This is a genomic window from Streptomyces sp. NPDC050504, from assembly GCF_044458065.1.
In the GTDB taxonomy this organism is placed as follows: Bacteria; Actinomycetota; Actinomycetes; order Streptomycetales; family Streptomycetaceae; genus Streptomyces.
Map to the genome: position 1 here is coordinate 70,434 of NZ_JBITHO010000010.1, position 14,046 is coordinate 84,479.

General features: G+C 70.9%; 14 protein-coding genes and 1 tRNA gene. 7 read left to right on the forward strand and 8 right to left on the reverse strand.

Annotation, left to right across the window (positions count from 1 at the left end; all coding sequences use genetic code 11):
- Positions 1-786, reverse strand: coding sequence for a hypothetical protein (locus tag ACIBNE_RS32250; protein ID WP_399277892.1), 786 nt, complete (start codon positions 784-786; stop codon positions 1-3).
- A 174-nt stretch (positions 787-960) separates the two neighbouring features.
- Positions 961-1,031: transfer RNA gene (locus tag ACIBNE_RS32255), tRNA-Gly, on the reverse strand.
- A gap of 251 nt (positions 1,032-1,282) precedes the next feature.
- Between ACIBNE_RS32255 and ACIBNE_RS32260 the strand changes: the two genes are divergently transcribed.
- From ACIBNE_RS32260 to ACIBNE_RS32270, 3 genes are all read left to right on the forward strand, one after another.
- Positions 1,283-1,447: a hypothetical protein gene (locus ACIBNE_RS32260; RefSeq protein ID WP_399277894.1), complete on the forward strand. Its 165-nt coding sequence runs from the start codon at positions 1,283-1,285 to the stop codon at positions 1,445-1,447.
- Between the two features lie 96 nt (positions 1,448-1,543).
- The gene (dcd, locus tag ACIBNE_RS32265) at positions 1,544-2,119 is read left to right on the forward strand and encodes a dCTP deaminase (protein ID WP_399277896.1); all 576 of its coding nucleotides are present in this window, start codon (positions 1,544-1,546) and stop codon (positions 2,117-2,119) included.
- Positions 2,120-2,134: 15 nt separating this feature from the next.
- Positions 2,135-2,632, forward strand: coding sequence for a phosphoribosyltransferase (locus ACIBNE_RS32270; RefSeq protein ID WP_399277898.1), 498 nt, complete (start codon positions 2,135-2,137; stop codon positions 2,630-2,632).
- A gap of 65 nt (positions 2,633-2,697) precedes the next feature.
- Here ACIBNE_RS32270 and ACIBNE_RS32275 read toward each other — a convergent pair whose 3' ends face one another.
- From ACIBNE_RS32275 to ACIBNE_RS32290, 4 genes are all read right to left on the reverse strand, one after another.
- Complete coding sequence (locus tag ACIBNE_RS32275) at positions 2,698-3,681, reverse strand: YIP1 family protein (RefSeq protein ID WP_399277900.1); 984 nt, start codon at positions 3,679-3,681, stop codon at positions 2,698-2,700.
- A 127-nt stretch (positions 3,682-3,808) separates the two neighbouring features.
- On the reverse strand, positions 3,809-4,900 hold the full coding sequence (locus ACIBNE_RS32280; RefSeq protein WP_399277902.1) for an FG-GAP repeat domain-containing protein: 1,092 nt from the start codon (positions 4,898-4,900) through the stop codon (positions 3,809-3,811).
- Positions 4,901-5,105: 205 nt separating this feature from the next.
- Positions 5,106-7,388: a heterodisulfide reductase-related iron-sulfur binding cluster gene (locus ACIBNE_RS32285; RefSeq protein WP_399277904.1), complete on the reverse strand. Its 2,283-nt coding sequence runs from the start codon at positions 7,386-7,388 to the stop codon at positions 5,106-5,108.
- 381 nt (positions 7,389-7,769) lie between these two features.
- Complete coding sequence (locus tag ACIBNE_RS32290) at positions 7,770-8,300, reverse strand: sugar transferase (protein ID WP_399277906.1); 531 nt, start codon at positions 8,298-8,300, stop codon at positions 7,770-7,772.
- 266 nt (positions 8,301-8,566) lie between these two features.
- On the opposite strand from ACIBNE_RS32290, the gene dnaK reads away from it, so the two are divergent.
- Genes dnaK through ACIBNE_RS32310 form a run of 4 tightly spaced genes read left to right on the forward strand, consistent with a single transcriptional unit; the run spans position 8,567 to position 12,829 of the window.
- A complete protein-coding gene (gene dnaK / locus ACIBNE_RS32295) occupies positions 8,567-10,414 on the forward strand; it encodes a molecular chaperone DnaK (RefSeq protein ID WP_399277907.1) in 1,848 nt (615 codons plus the stop codon).
- Positions 10,414-11,142, forward strand: a complete 729-nt coding sequence (gene grpE / locus ACIBNE_RS32300) for a nucleotide exchange factor GrpE (protein WP_399277909.1) — start codon at positions 10,414-10,416, stop codon at positions 11,140-11,142. Before dnaK ends, grpE begins: the two co-directional genes overlap by 1 nt.
- Positions 11,143-11,196: 54 nt before the next feature.
- A complete protein-coding gene (dnaJ, locus tag ACIBNE_RS32305) occupies positions 11,197-12,381 on the forward strand; it encodes a molecular chaperone DnaJ (RefSeq protein WP_399277911.1) in 1,185 nt (394 codons plus the stop codon).
- A 1-nt stretch (position 12,382) separates the two neighbouring features.
- On the forward strand, positions 12,383-12,829 hold the full coding sequence (locus ACIBNE_RS32310; RefSeq protein WP_399277913.1) for a heat shock protein transcriptional repressor HspR: 447 nt from the start codon (positions 12,383-12,385) through the stop codon (positions 12,827-12,829).
- An 80-nt stretch (positions 12,830-12,909) separates the two neighbouring features.
- Here the strand turns inward: ACIBNE_RS32310 and ACIBNE_RS32315 are convergent, their stop codons facing one another.
- Both ACIBNE_RS32315 and ACIBNE_RS32320 read right to left on the reverse strand, forming a co-directional pair.
- A complete protein-coding gene (locus ACIBNE_RS32315) occupies positions 12,910-13,167 on the reverse strand; it encodes a hypothetical protein (protein WP_399278358.1) in 258 nt (85 codons plus the stop codon).
- Between the two features lie 7 nt (positions 13,168-13,174).
- Entirely contained in the window at positions 13,175-14,038 is an 864-nt protein-coding gene (locus ACIBNE_RS32320) for a peptidoglycan-binding protein (protein WP_399277916.1), read from the reverse strand.
- Between the last annotated feature and the right edge of the window lie 8 nt (positions 14,039-14,046).

The window sequence follows — 14,046 nt, forward strand, 5'->3', positions numbered from 1 at the left end:
TCAACCGGCCTGCCCGATCAGGGTCATGAGGACCACCGTGGCGACGATCGTGGCGGTCCAGCGCAGGACCGTGGCCCGGCGGGGCGCGGGGCCGTCGCGGAGCACGGTGACGCCCAGGGGGACGAGAGCGAGGCAGAGTCCGGCGACGGCGACGACCGACAGCGGGGTGGTGCCCTTGAGCACGCCGAGCGGCAGCGCGGCGGTCGCCGCGAGGGCGAGGGCGCGCACCGGGTCCAGCTCCCTGGACCGCCAGGCGCCGACCGCGAGGACCAGCCAGCCGCCCATGACGGCGAGGTTGAGGGCGCTGAAGACGTGGAAGGCGCCGTACGTCTCGTCGACGAACCGGGTGGCGGCCGTCGCCCCCTGCCGCTCGGCGAGCTGGAAGGCGAGGTGGTCCACCCCCGCGTGGAACGTCCGGGCGAAGAGCCCGAGGGCGGCGAGGACCCCGCCCCACAGGGCGAGTCCGGGGCTGCGGCGGCCGATGCGGGACGCGAGGGTGACGAGGGCGGGCCACAGCAGGACCGTGCCGACGGCGAAGGTCCCGTAGGAGGCGGCCATCAGACCGGGGTGCTCGACACGGGCGGCGAGTTGCTCGGGGAAGAAGAAGTGGAAGGGCAGCCGCAGCAGGACTCCGGTGCCCAGCAGCAGGGGCCCGGCCACCAGCGAGACCCCGCCCACCCACCGGCCGGGGAAGGGCGCGTCGCCGGACCAGTCCACCGGCAGCGGCCGGGCCTTCGCGGGGGTGGGGGTGTCATGTACGAGGGGTGCGCCCGGTGTTGTCGTCATGCCGTGAACGATCCCGTTCGGAAGGGGCCCGTCGCGTCGGAGCACGGTCCACTTCCCGCCGTCGGCCCCAGGTCCGACCCGGCCGTTCCCGGGGTGCGGCATCAGACCGCGGTCTGATGCCGCACCCCGGACAACGACAAAGCCCCAGGTCGCTGACCTGGGGCTCAATAAGAGAGCGAGTGACGGGAATCGAACCCGCGCTCTAAGCTTGGGAAGCTTATGTTCTACCATTAAACTACACTCGCGAAACGCGCCGACGGAGTCGGCATCGCATCGCCGTCACTGTACCCCATCTTCCTTCCCCGGCGCTCGGACCGTCGGGGCGCAGCCGTGTCCGGGGGGTCGGGCGTGGCTGGATCTTGTTCTGGGGGCGGGGAGTTGGGGCGTACCTTTGGGCCGCCGGTCGTCTTCGGAGTGCCGCCTGGAGCATGCCCGTGTTCATCCCCTAATGTGGTCGTTCGTCCGCATTTTTTGGGGAAGGGACTTGAGGGACTTGATGGATCTCACCGTCGTCCGCTGTGCCGAGGGGCACGTGTTCAGCACCGACTCGTTCCCGATGCAGCAGCTCGGTGCCGGGCGGATCGGGCCCGGACGGCTCATCCGCTGCCCGCGCTGCGCCCGGCTCCGGCACGCCGTGCCCGTGGTGCTGGAGAAGCGGTAGGGACGCGGCGCGCGGGTGCGTCCGATCGGGGCGGGCCCGCGCGCTCCGCGCGGCTCCGATTGGGGCGGGCCCGTGCGCTCTGCGTATCCTCGGGACGTGCTTCTCTCAGACAAGGACATCCGGGCCGAGATCGACGCCGGACGCGTGCGCATCGATCCGTACGACGAATCGATGGTGCAGCCGTCCAGTATTGATGTGCGTCTCGACCGGTACTTCCGGGTTTTCGAGAACCACCGCTACCCCCACATCGACCCCGCCGTCGAGCAGGCCGATCTGACCCGTGAGGTCGAGCCGGAGGGGGACGAGGCGTTCATCCTCCACCCCGGTGAGTTCGTGCTCGCCTCGACGTACGAGGTCATCACGCTGCCCGACAACATCGCCTCGCGGCTCGAGGGCAAGAGCTCGCTCGGGCGTCTCGGGCTCGTGACGCACTCGACCGCCGGGTTCATCGACCCCGGTTTCTCCGGGCACGTGACGCTGGAGCTGTCGAACCTCGCCACGCTGCCGATCAAGCTCTGGCCGGGGATGAAGATCGGCCAGTTGTGCCTCTTCCAGCTCAGCTCGCCCGCCGAGGAGCCGTACGGCTCCGCGCGCTACGGCTCGCGGTACCAGGGGCAGCGCGGACCGACCGCCTCGCGGTCGTTCATGAATTTCCATCGGACCCAGGTGTGAGGCAGAGCAGTCGTCATGAGTGAAGTACGGGAAAACCTGACGTACGAGGGCTTCGGGCGCGCGGTGCGCGAGCTCGCGCAGACGGTCGCCGACGACGGCTACGAGCCCGATGTGATCCTCTCCATCGCGCGCGGCGGCGTCTTCGTCGCCGGCGGTCTCGCGTACGCGCTGGACTGCAAGAACATCCACCTGGTCAACGTGGAGTTTTACACCGGTGTGGGCGAAACGCTCGAAATGCCGGTCATGCTCGCGCCGGTGCCCAACGCGATCGACTTCTCCAACAAGAAGGTCCTGATCGCCGACGACGTCGCCGACACCGGCAAGACGCTCAAGCTCGTGCACGACTTCTGCCTCGACCACGTCGCCGAGGTGCGCTCCGCCGTCATCTACGAGAAGTCGCACTCCCTCGTGAAGTGCGAGTACGTGTGGAAGCGCACGGACGAGTGGATCAACTTCCCGTGGAGCGTGGAGAAGCCCGTCGTGCAGCGCGCCGGGCAGATCCTCGACGCGTAGGCGGCCGAAAGCACCGAGGGGCCCGGTACGGACTTCCGTACCGGGCCCCTCGCCGTGCGCCTGGGCTACAGCGTGCCGAGCTTGATGATCGAGACCAGCGCCAGCAGCTGGATCGAGGACGCGGCCAGCGCCTTCGGCCACGGCAGGTCGTGGGACTTGCTCACCAGCGACGTCAGCAGCGCGCCCGCCGCCAGCCAGGTCACCCAGCCCAGGATCTTCACCAGGCCGTTGTCACCGCCCAGGAAGAGCGCGAAGAGCAGGCGCGGGGCGTCCGTGAGGGACGTGACCAGCATCGAGAGGCCGACCGTCGGCTGCCAGACGCCGTCGCCGCCCAGCTGGCGGGCCAGGGTGTGGGTGACCGCGCCGAGGATCAGGCCGCCGATGACGAACGCGATGCCCGTCGAGACGACGATCGGCAGGGCCGAGGAGAGCGTCGCGTTGATCGCCTCGTCGCGGGCCTTGTCGAAGCCGAAGACCGCGAGCAGGCCGTAGAGGAACGTGACGATCAGTGCCGTCGCCCACACCTGGTGGTCGCGCATCTGGAAGAACGTCGCGCCGGGGCGCATCACGATGCCCGCGAGCAGGTCCTTCCACGGCAGGCGCGGACCGGCCGGGGGCGCCGGGGCGTTGTTGCCCTGGTAGCCGCCCTGGTACCCGTTCGGATCGTTGTAGGGATCGTTGTACGGGTCGTTGATGCTGAACGCCTGGGTGTGACCGGGGTTGTTGGCCGCGTACGGATCCGGCTGCGGGGCGCCGTGCGGGGCGCCGTGCGGCGGGCCGTACGGATCCTGCGGGGGTCCGTACGGGGGCTGCTGCCCGGCGCCCTGGTACGGATCGCCGCCGAAGTACTCCGGCTCGTCGTACCGCTGCTGACCGCCGCCCGGCTGCGGCCAGGGCTGCCTGCCCTGGCCCTGCGGGTACGGCTGACCGCCGTACGGCGGGGGCGGGGCCTGCCCTCCGTACGGCTGCTGCGGTTGCCGCCCTTGCGGGTGCTGCGGTTGTTGCGGTGTGCGGTTGTCCCGGCCGCGTCCGATCCTGAATCCAGCCACGCAATCGAACGTACCTGGTTGGCCGGTACTTGGGGGCATCGGAGGGGAAGTTCGGGGGCCTTTGCGGCCTTGCTGTGACATCCCCTAGGGGGACCCTGACGGGTCTTCCCCCAGCGCCGTCTCGGGGCTACTTCAGGAAAATCGCCGTCGAGAAGGTGAGGGTGGGGCGGGTGGTGCTGGAGGGGGCAGAGGTGTCCGCCGCGGTCCGCTGCGGGTAGAGCGCGATCTCGTCCCGGGCCGCGGACGCACGCGTGTGCACCGCGCGGAACCGGTGCTTCCGTGCGTCGAACTCGCCCTCGGCGATCACGTCGGGGGCGACCGCCGCGGGCCGGTACGCGCCGCCCGGGGTGCGCGGGCCCCTCGGGCCGCCGAGCAGCAGGCGCGGGGTCGCGCCGGGCGAGGGGGCGTACGCGAGGTCGTCGTAGCCGTCGCCGTCGGTGTCGGCGGCGGGCGCAGGCAGCGAGAGGTACGGGCCCGCGCCGGGGATCGGGGCGTCCGCCGCGCGCGGGGCGCCGGTGCGCGCGAACGGCCCGCGCAGGAAGCTCACGCGCCCCTCGCTCGCGGCGACCGCGAGGTCCTGCGCGCCGTCCCCGTCGAAGTCGCCGCAGACGGGGTGGTCGGGCCAGTCGTTGCCGAACCTGGCCCGGTCGGGGATGCGCAGCGGGACCGCCCTGCCGGTGAGCCCGGCGGGGGAGCCGAAGAGCAGCTGGAGCGGTACGGGCGGGCGGCCGACGCCGTTGTACGGCGGGTCCGTCGCGATCACCAGGTCGGAGAAGCCGTCGCCGTCCAGGTCGCAGGCCGTCTGCGCGTCGAACGCGGAGGGCAGCGTCCGGCCCGAGGGCGCGGCGTTGCGCCGGGGGCTCAGCAGCTGGCGCACGGCGGGGTCGACGGGGAGCGGGCCGGCGGAGCCGTACACGATGCCGATGCCCGCGTCGTCGGCCCCGGCGTCGCCCGGCGGCTTGAGCAGGTCGTTGACGACGAGGTCGCGGTGGCCGTCGCCGTTGAAGTCGGAGGGGACGCGGCTGCCCTTCCCCGGCGGTACGGTGCCGTGCTGGGCGGCGAGCGCGGTGGGCGGGGCGTCCCCGTTCTTGCCGTCGGCGTTCTTGCCGTCGGCCGCCGAGCGGGAGGCCGCCTGCCCGCCGTCACCGGACCCGGAGCAGCCCGCGAGCAGCAGTAGCGCCGCGCAGCCCGCAGCCGTCGCGATTCCCGTCCGCCGCACCGTGCGCACTGTGCACCTTCCTCATACGTGTCGCCTGCACCAGACGTCCCATGATGGTCGCGTCCGCCGTCCGCGTTAAGACTTCCGCCCGTTGCGGTCGGGCAAAGGCCGGAATCGTGACGGGGAAACGGTGACGGTGGGGGAAAGCGAACGGCCGGTCCGCCTCGAAGGGCAGGACCGGCCGCTCACCGTGCCGTACGGACGGCTACTTCACCGGCTCCGGCTCGGGTGCCGTCTCCGACTCCTCCGTGCCCGCCGGGTCGACCGGCGTCTTCACGGACTCCAGCAGCAGCTGGGCGACGTCGACGACCTGGATCGACTCCTTGGCCTTGCCCTCGTTCTTCTTGCCGTTGACCGAGTCGGTCAGCATGACGAGGCAGAACGGGCACGCGGTCGACACGATGTCGGGGTTGAGGGACAGCGCCTCGTCCACCCGCTCCGTGTTGATGCGCTTGCCGATGCGCTCCTCCATCCACATGCGCGCGCCGCCCGCGCCGCAGCAGAAGCCGCGCTCCTTGTGGCGGTGCATCTCCTCGTTCCTGAGACCGGGGACCTTGCCGATGATCTCGCGCGGCGGCGTGTAGATCTTGTTGTGGCGGCCCAGGTAGCAGGGGTCGTGGTACGTGATGATGCCCTCGACCGGCGTGACGGGGACGAGCCTGCCCTCGTCGACGAGGTGCTGGAGCAGCTGCGTGTGGTGGATGACCTCGTAGTCGCCGCCGAGCTGCGGGTACTCGTTGCCGAGCGTGTTGAGGCAGTGCGGGCAGGTCGCGACGATCTTCTTCGCGGACTTGGGCCTGGCGCTCTCCGGGACGACCTTGCCGTCGTCGTCGAGCTCCTCGCCGAACGCCATGTTGAGCGCCATGACGTTCTCCTGGCCGAGCTGCTGGAACAGCGGCTCGTTGCCCAGGCGGCGGGCGGAGTCACCGGTGCACTTCTCGTCGCCGCCCATGATCGCGAACTTCACGCCCGCGATGTTCAGCAGCTCGGCGAAGGCCTTGGTGGACTTCTTCGCGCGGTCCTCCAGGGCGCCGGCGCAGCCGACCCAGTACAGGTACTCGACCTCGGTGAGGTCCTCGATGTCCTTGCCGACGACCGGCACCTCGAAGTCGAGCTCCTTGAGCCACTCCAGGCGCTGCTTCTTCGCCAGGCCCCAGGGGTTGCCCTTCTTCTCCAGGTTCTTGAGCATCGTGCCCGCCTCGGACGGGAACGCGGACTCGATCATGACCTGGTAGCGGCGCATGTCGACGATGTGGTCGACGTGCTCGATGTCGACCGGGCACTGCTCGACGCAGGCGCCGCAGGTGGTGCAGGACCACAGGACGTCCGGGTCGATGACGCCGCCCTCTTCGACGGTGCCGATCAGCGGGCGCTCGGCCTCCGCGAGCGCGGCGGCGGGGACGTCCTTGAGCTGCTCGGCGGTCGCCTTCTCCTCGCCCTCCACGTCCTTGCCGCCGCCCGCGAGCAGGTACGGCGCCTTGGCGTGCGCGTGGTCGCGCAGCGACATGATCAGGAGCTTGGGAGAGAGGGGCTTGCCGGTGTTCCAGGCGGGGCACTGCGACTGGCAGCGGCCGCACTCGGTGCAGGTGGAGAAGTCCAGCAGGCCCTTCCAGGAGAACTGCTCGACCTGGGAGACGCCGAAGGTGGTGTCGTCGGCCGGGTCCTCCCAGTCGATCGGCTTGCCGCCGGAGGTCATCGGCCGCAGGCCGCCGAGCGCGGTGGCGCCGTCGGCGTTGCGCTTGAACCAGATGTTCGGGAAGGCCAGGAAGCGGTGCCACGCCACGGACATGTCGATGTTCGTGCTCACCGTGATCATCCAGATCATGGTCGTGGAGAGCTTGATCATCGCGAAGAGGTAGACGAGGTTCTGCAGCGTGCTCGTGTCGAGCCCGTCGACCAGCGTGATGAAGGGGTACGAGACGAGGTACGCCGGGTCCCAGTGGTCGACGCCGTGCAGGGCGCCTTCCAGCACGCGCAGCGCCATGATGGCGAGGCCGATGATCAGGATGACGTACTCGACGAAGTACGCCTGCCAGGCCGTGGAGCCCGCGAAGCGCGACTTGCGGCCCGCCCGCGAGGGCAGGTTGAGGAGCCGGATGCCCATCAGCGCGAGGATGCCCGCGGTGGTCGCCAGGCCGATCAGCTCGATGTACATCTCGAACGGCAGGAAGCCGCCGAGGACCGGCAGCGTCCAGTCGGCCCGGAAGAGCTGGCCGTACGCGGTGATGATCGTCGGCGGCAGCGTCAGGAAGCCGATGGCGACGAACCAGTGGGCGAAGCCGACGATGCCCCACTTGTTCATGCGGGTGTGGCCGAGGAACTCCCGGACCAGGGTGACGCTGCGCTGCCAGGGGTTGTCGGTCCTGGTGCCTGCCGGGACCGGCTGGCCGAGCTTGAAGTGCGCCACGAACTGGCCGATGGCGCGGGCGAGCAGGGCAACGCCGACCACGGTCAGGGTCAGCGACACAATGATCGCGGCGAGTTGCATACGGGGGCTCCTCGGGCCTGCGAGGGGTGGGTATCCGGACGGCTTACGAGAATTACTAAGCGGTAACTTATCCAGTCCGTGCTGACAGTACCCACTTCTCAGGCCGCACTGTAGCCGCGAGGGCGGTGATCTGCGTCGCTGAGGTGACCCTGAGCGGCAGCTTCCTGCCCGGTCCCGGGTGCGCACGGCTGCCGGGAAGAATGTACCCACCGGCCATCAAATGCCTTAAAAGTACGGTCCGCGTGGCGCGCCGGGAGCGGCCCCGCGGCCCGGCCGTGGCACGACGGGGCCGTGCACCCGATGAGGATCGCGCCGCCCTGGCGGCGCGGGCCCGGCGGCGGCGCCGCGCTCGGTGCGGCCGCCCGGGTGGGGGCGGGGGGCTCAGCCGGTGCGGCGGGAGCCCAGGACCACCGGGACCGTCCGGGCGAGGATCCTCAGGTCGAGGCCGATCCAGTGGTGGTCGACGTAGTGCAGGTCGAGCAGGGCCATCTCGTTCCACGGCAGCTCGGGCTCCGAGCGGTCGCGCACCTGCCACAGGCCCGTGACGCCCGGCCTGACGCTCAGCCGGGCGCGGGCCGCGCCCGTGCAGGCGGCGTGGCCCGCGGGCAGGGGGCGGGGGCCGACCAGGGACATCTCGCCGCGCAGCACGTGGAGCAGCTGCGGCAGCTCGTCGATCGAGTGGCGGCGCAGGAAGCGGCCCACGGGGGTGACGCGGCGGCCGCCGTCCGTCCGCGCCGTGCGGAACCTGAGCAGCTGGAAGGGGTGGCCGTCGCGGCCCGCCCTGGGCTGCCGGGTGAGGACGCCGCCGGGGGAGGTGGCGGCGACCGCGGTGGCGGCGGCGACGAGGAGGGGGGCGGTGAGGAGGAGCAGGAGCAGGGTGCCGACGAGATCCAGGAGTCGCTTGGTGCTCATCGCGCGTCCTTTCGGGGCGATTCATCCGTTATGCGGTGACTCTCGCATGCGCGGTACGGAGTTGGCGGTACGCCACACGCCGCGTACGGCCCCTCGGGGGCGCCGCCCTTCGCCCGCCGCGGGCAGGCGCTCCGCTCCGCTCCGCCCCACTGCGTATAAGGGTGGGATAAAAGTTGAGTGGCCTCGACTCAGGTCTGTTGACGCCGGACGGGGGATCGTGCATCCTTGAGTCAGTTCCACTCAAGTAGTCAGCTGGAGGAATCACCATGGCACGTGCGGTCGGCATCGACCTGGGCACCACTAACTCCGTCGTCAGCGTTCTCGAAGGCGGCGAGCCCACCGTCATCACCAACGCCGAGGGCGCCAGGACCACGCCGTCCGTCGTCGCCTTCGCCAAGAACGGCGAGGTCCTCGTCGGCGAGGTGGCCAAGCGCCAGGCGGTCACCAACGTCGACAGGACGATCCGCTCCGTCAAGCGCCACATGGGCACTGACTGGAAGATCAACCTGGACGGCAAGGACTTCAACCCGCAGCAGATGAGCGCCTTCATCCTGCAGAAGCTGAAGCGCGACGCCGAGGCCTACCTGGGCGAGAAGGTCACCGACGCGGTCATCACCGTCCCGGCGTACTTCAACGACTCCGAGCGCCAGGCCACGAAGGAGGCCGGCGAGATCGCGGGCCTCAACGTCCTGCGCATCGTCAACGAGCCGACCGCCGCCGCCCTGGCCTACGGCCTCGACAAGGACGACCAGACCATTCTCGTCTTCGACCTCGGTGGCGGCACCTTCGACGTGTCGCTCCTGGAGATCGGCGACGGCGTCGTCGAGGTGAAGGCCACCAACGGCGACAACCACCTCGGTGGCGACGACTGGGACCAGCGCGTCGTCGACTACCTGGTGAAGCAGTTCCAGAACGGCCACGGCGTCGACCTCTCCAAGGACAAGATGGCGCTCCAGCGCCTGCGCGAGGCCGCCGAGAAGGCGAAGATCGAGCTGTCGTCGTCCACCGAGACGTCCATCAACCTGCCGTACATCACGGCCTCCGCCGAGGGGCCGCTGCACCTGGACGAGAAGCTCACGCGCGCCCAGTTCCAGCAGCTCACCTCCGACCTGCTGGAGCGCTGCAAGACGCCGTTCCAGAACGTCATCAAGGACGCGGGCATCGCCCTCTCCGAGATCGACCACGTCGTCCTGGTCGGCGGTTCCACCCGCATGCCCGCCGTCGCCGAGCTCGTCAAGGAGCTGACCGGCGGCAAGGAGGCCAACAAGGGCGTGAACCCGGACGAGGTCGTCGCCATCGGCGCCGTGCTCCAGGCCGGTGTCCTCAAGGGCGAGGTCAAGGACGTCCTGCTCCTCGACGTCACCCCGCTGTCGCTTGGCATCGAGACCAAGGGCGGCATCATGACCAAGCTCATCGAGCGCAACACGACCATCCCGACCAAGCGGTCGGAGATCTTCACGACGGCCGAGGACAACCAGCCGTCCGTGCAGATCCAGGTCTACCAGGGCGAGCGCGAGATCGCCGCGTACAACAAGAAGCTCGGGATGTTCGAGCTGACCGGCCTGCCCCCGGCGCCCCGCGGCGTCCCGCAGATCGAGGTCGCCTTCGACATCGACGCCAACGGCATCATGCACGTGACCGCGAAGGACCTGGGCACGGGCAAGGAGCAGAAGATGACCGTCACCGGCGGCTCCTCGCTGCCGAAGGACGAGGTCGACCGCATGCGCCAGGAGGCCGAGCAGTACGCGGAGGAGGACACCAAGCGCCGCGAGGCCGCCGAGACCCGCAACCAGGGCGAGCAGCTCGTCTACCAGACCGAGAAGTTCCTCAAGGACAACGAGGACAAGGTCCCGGGCGAGGTGAAGACCGAGGTCGAGACGGCCCTCACCGAGCTGAAGGAGAAGCTCAAGGGCGAGGACACCGCCGAGATCCGCACCGCGACCGAGAAGGTCGCGGCCGTCTCCCAGAAGCTCGGCCAGGCGATGTACGCCGACGCGCAGGGCGCCCAGGCCGGTGCCCCCGGCACCGAGGCCCCGCAGGCCGACGACGACGTCGTCGACGCCGAGATCGTCGACGACGAGAAGCCGGGCGACACGAAGGGCGGCGCTGCCTGATGTCTGAGGAGACCCCGGGCTTCGAGGAGAAGCCCGACGTCCCCTCCGGCACCACGGACAGCTCCGAGGCAGCCGAGTCGAAGGCCGGTTCCCCCTCCAGCAAGGAGGGGGAGCCGGCCCCGGCCGGGGACCAGAGTGATGTGGCCGTCACCGCCCAGCTGGACCAGGCCCGCTCCGCGCTCGCCGAGCGCACCGCGGACCTCCAGCGGGTCCAGGCGGAGTTCCAGAACTACCGCCGCCGCGTCGAGCGGGACCGGGTGACGGTCAAGGAGATCGCCGTGGCGAACCTCCTGTCCGAGCTCCTGCCCGTGCTCGACGACATCGGGCGCGCCAGGGAGCACGGCGAACTGCTCGGCGGGTTCAAGTCCGTCGCGGAGTCGCTGGAGACCGTCGTCGCCAAGATGGGCCTCCAGCAGTTCGGCAAGGAGGGCGAGTCCTTCGACCCGACCATCCACGAAGCCCTGATGCACTCGTACGCTCCCGAGATCACCGAGACGACGTGCGTGGCGATCCTCCAGCCGGGCTACCGGATCGGTGAGCGGACCATCCGTCCGGCGCGCGTCGCCGTGGCCGAGCCCCAGCCGGGCGCGTCGGCCGGCACCGGTTCCTCCGGCGCCAAGGACGACAAGGGCGCGAAGGACGCGAAGGACGCCGACGACGCCGCCGACAAGGGCGCCGAGAAGGACGGGGCGAGCGGCGAGGAGAGCGGTGGCCCGGACGAGGGCTGACGCGATGCACACGATCATTGGAACGGTGATCGTCCGGAAGGAGGGACGTCGAGGATGAGCACGAAGGACTTCGTCGAGAAGGACTACTACAAGGTTCTCGGCGTCCCCAAGGACGCGACCGAGGCCGAGATCAAGAAGGCGTACCGGAAGCTCGCCCGCGAGTTCCACCCGGACGCCAACAAGGGCGACGCCAACGCCGAGGAGCGCTTCAAGGAGATCTCCGAGGCCAACGACGTGCTCGGCGACCCCAAGCGGCGCAAGGAGTACGACGAGGCGCGCTCCCTCTTCGGGAACGGCGGCTTCAGGGCCGGACCCGGCGGGGCCGCGGGCAACTTCAACTTCGACCTGGGCGACCTCTTCGGGGGCGCCCAGGGCGGGGGCGGGGCCCAGGGCGGCGCCGGCGGCTTCGGCGGCGGCCTCGGGGACGTGTTCGGCGGCCTCTTCAACCGGGGCGGCGCCGGGCAGCGCACGCAGCCCAGGCGCGGGCAGGACATCGAGCAGGAGGCGACGGTCTCGTTCACCGAGGCCGTCGACGGCGCGACGATCCCGCTGCGCCTCACCAGCGCGGCGGCCTGCAAGGCCTGTTCGGGCACGGGCGACAAGAACGGCACGCCGCGGGTCTGCCCGACCTGCGTGGGCACAGGACAGGTGTCCAGGGGCGGCAGCGGGTCCTTCTCGCTCACCGACCCCTGCGTGGACTGCAAGGGCCGGGGCCTCATCGCCCAGGACCCCTGCGACGTCTGCAAGGGCAGCGGGCGCGCCAAGTCGTCCCGGACGATGAACGTGCGGATCCCGGCGGGCGTCTCGGACGGCCAGCGGATCCGGCTGCGCGGCAAGGGCGCGGCGGGCGAGCGGGGCGGCCCGGCGGGCGACCTGTACGTCACGGTGCACGTGGACGCGCACCCGGTGTTCGGCCGCAAGGGCGACAACCTCACGGTCACCGTCCCGGTGACCTACCCGGAGGCGGCGCTCGGCGGCGAGGTCAAGGTCCCGACGCTCGGCGGTCCGGCGGTCACCCTGAAGATCCCGGCCGGGACGCCCAACGGCCGTACGATGCGCGCGCGCGGCAAGGGCGCGGTCCGCAAGGACGGCACCCGGGGCGACCTCCTGGTCACCGTCGAGGTGGCGGTCCCCACGGACCTGTCGGCCGAGGCCCGCGAGGCCCTGGAGACGTACCGCAGGGCGACTGGGGACGACGACCCCAGGGCAGAACTGTTCCAGGCCGCGAAGGGAGCATGAGATGGAAGGCCGCCGCAGAAACCCGTACGAACTGACCGAGGAATCTCCGGTGTACGTGATCTCGGTCGCCGCCCAGCTCTCGGGTCTGCACCCGCAGACCCTGCGCCAGTACGACCGCCTGGGCCTGGTCTCGCCCGACCGCACGGCGGGCAGGGGCCGCAGGTACTCGGCCCGCGACATCCAACTGCTGCGCACCGTGCAGCAGTTGTCGCAGGACGAGGGCATCAACCTGGCCGGCATCAAGCGCATCATCGAGCTGGAGAACCAGGTGGCCGCGCTCCAGGCGCGCGTCGCCGAGCTCTCCTCCGCGGTGGAGGGCGCGGCCGCGGCGATGCAGCAGCGCGAGGCCCAGGTCCACGCCTCGTACCGCCGCGACCTGGTGCCGTACCAGGACGTGCACCACACGAGCGCACTGGTGGTCTGGCGCCCGAAGAAGCCTTCGGAGTAACCGGGTCCGCCCGCGCACGACACGAGGAGGCCCCTGCCCGCATCCGGGCAGGGGCCTCCTCGTGCGTCTGGAGCCCGCCCCTACCTCCCGGTGTTCTGCCAGAGAGCCAGTGCGAGCGCGGTGCAGGACGTCACGGCCGCGAGCGACGGCAGCGGCCACCGGGTGCGCTCCAGGGCGTCGAGCCGCTCCTCGTGTTCCCCGAGCGCCTTGTCCGTCTGGTCGGCCCGCTGGAGCAGCAGCGCGAGATCGCCCCGAGTGGTGGCGAACCCGACGTCGACGGAGCGGTGCAACCGTTCCAGTTCGAGCGAGATCCGTTCGGCTTCGGACTGGTTCAACAGACCTCCCTCAGAGCTTCGGCACGTGCAGCCGGTCCCAACTGGCCCGCCCCGGAACCCCGTCGGCCTCGGCACCCGAGTACCCGAGCTTGCGCTGCCAGGCGGCGTACGAGCGCAGGTCCGCCTCGCCCCACACGGGCCCGGGGCCGACCGCGTAGCGGCCGCAGCCCTCGGCGACCAGCCGCCGTCCGACGGCCGTCACGAGTGCGCTGCGGCGGCCGGGCTCGAAGAACGCGGCTCCGGGGAACGGCTCGTGCACGGGAGCGGGTCGGCCCGGTGCGGGGCCGCTCGGCGCGGAGCTGAGCCCGGCGGCGACGCGGCCCCTCAGCGCGGCCATCGAGAACGACGGGTCGACCTTCCTGCGGGTCCACTCCCCGTGCCCGATCACGCTCGCCTCCGACCATCCGTGGGCCCGGCAGATCGCGGTCGAGAGGCGGTCCGCCGCGTCCAGTTGGGCGGTCGGGTAGGGGTCGCGGCCGTCGCCCAGGTTCTCGATCTCGAATCCGTAGAAGCGGGCGTTGCCGTCGACGGCGTCGGGGCCCGGCGAGGGCAGGGGACGTTCGCCGCGCACGGCCGCCAGGACGGCGGCCGAGCCGTTGCCCGCGTGGTTGGCGCGCCCGTACCCGATCAGGTGGAGGGTGCCGTCCTTGGCGAGCAGACCGGTGCAGAGCGGTCCGGGCAGCGGGGCGTGCCCGCTGCGGCAGAACGCCAGGCTGTCGCGGCCCGCTGTGTGGTGCAGCATCACACCGTGCACGGGACCCCAGGCACCCTTGTGGTTGCGGTTGTGGGTCTGCCAGCCGCCGTGCTCGGTGACGGACACGCCTTCGCGGCGCAGGGCCCGGACGAAGGCGCCGGGGGACAGCGGTGCGGCCATGGAGTCCT

Coding starts and splice junctions, on each gene's coding strand:
- ACIBNE_RS32250 (WP_399277892.1), bottom strand. CDS start 786: ATGACGACAACACCGGGCGCACCCCTCGTACATGACACCCCCACCCCC.
- ACIBNE_RS32260 (WP_399277894.1), top strand. CDS start 1,283: ATGGATCTCACCGTCGTCCGCTGTGCCGAGGGGCACGTGTTCAGCACC.
- ACIBNE_RS32270 (WP_399277898.1), top strand. CDS start 2,135: ATGAGTGAAGTACGGGAAAACCTGACGTACGAGGGCTTCGGGCGCGCG.
- ACIBNE_RS32285 (WP_399277904.1), bottom strand. CDS start 7,388: ATGCAACTCGCCGCGATCATTGTGTCGCTGACCCTGACCGTGGTCGGC.
- ACIBNE_RS32290 (WP_399277906.1), bottom strand. CDS start 8,300: ATGAGCACCAAGCGACTCCTGGATCTCGTCGGCACCCTGCTCCTGCTC.
- dnaK (WP_399277907.1), top strand. CDS start 8,567: ATGGCACGTGCGGTCGGCATCGACCTGGGCACCACTAACTCCGTCGTC.
- grpE (WP_399277909.1), top strand. CDS start 10,414: ATGTCTGAGGAGACCCCGGGCTTCGAGGAGAAGCCCGACGTCCCCTCC.
- dnaJ (WP_399277911.1), top strand. CDS start 11,197: ATGAGCACGAAGGACTTCGTCGAGAAGGACTACTACAAGGTTCTCGGC.
- ACIBNE_RS32310 (WP_399277913.1), top strand. CDS start 12,383: ATGGAAGGCCGCCGCAGAAACCCGTACGAACTGACCGAGGAATCTCCG.
- ACIBNE_RS32320 (WP_399277916.1), bottom strand. CDS start 14,038: ATGGCCGCACCGCTGTCCCCCGGCGCCTTCGTCCGGGCCCTGCGCCGC.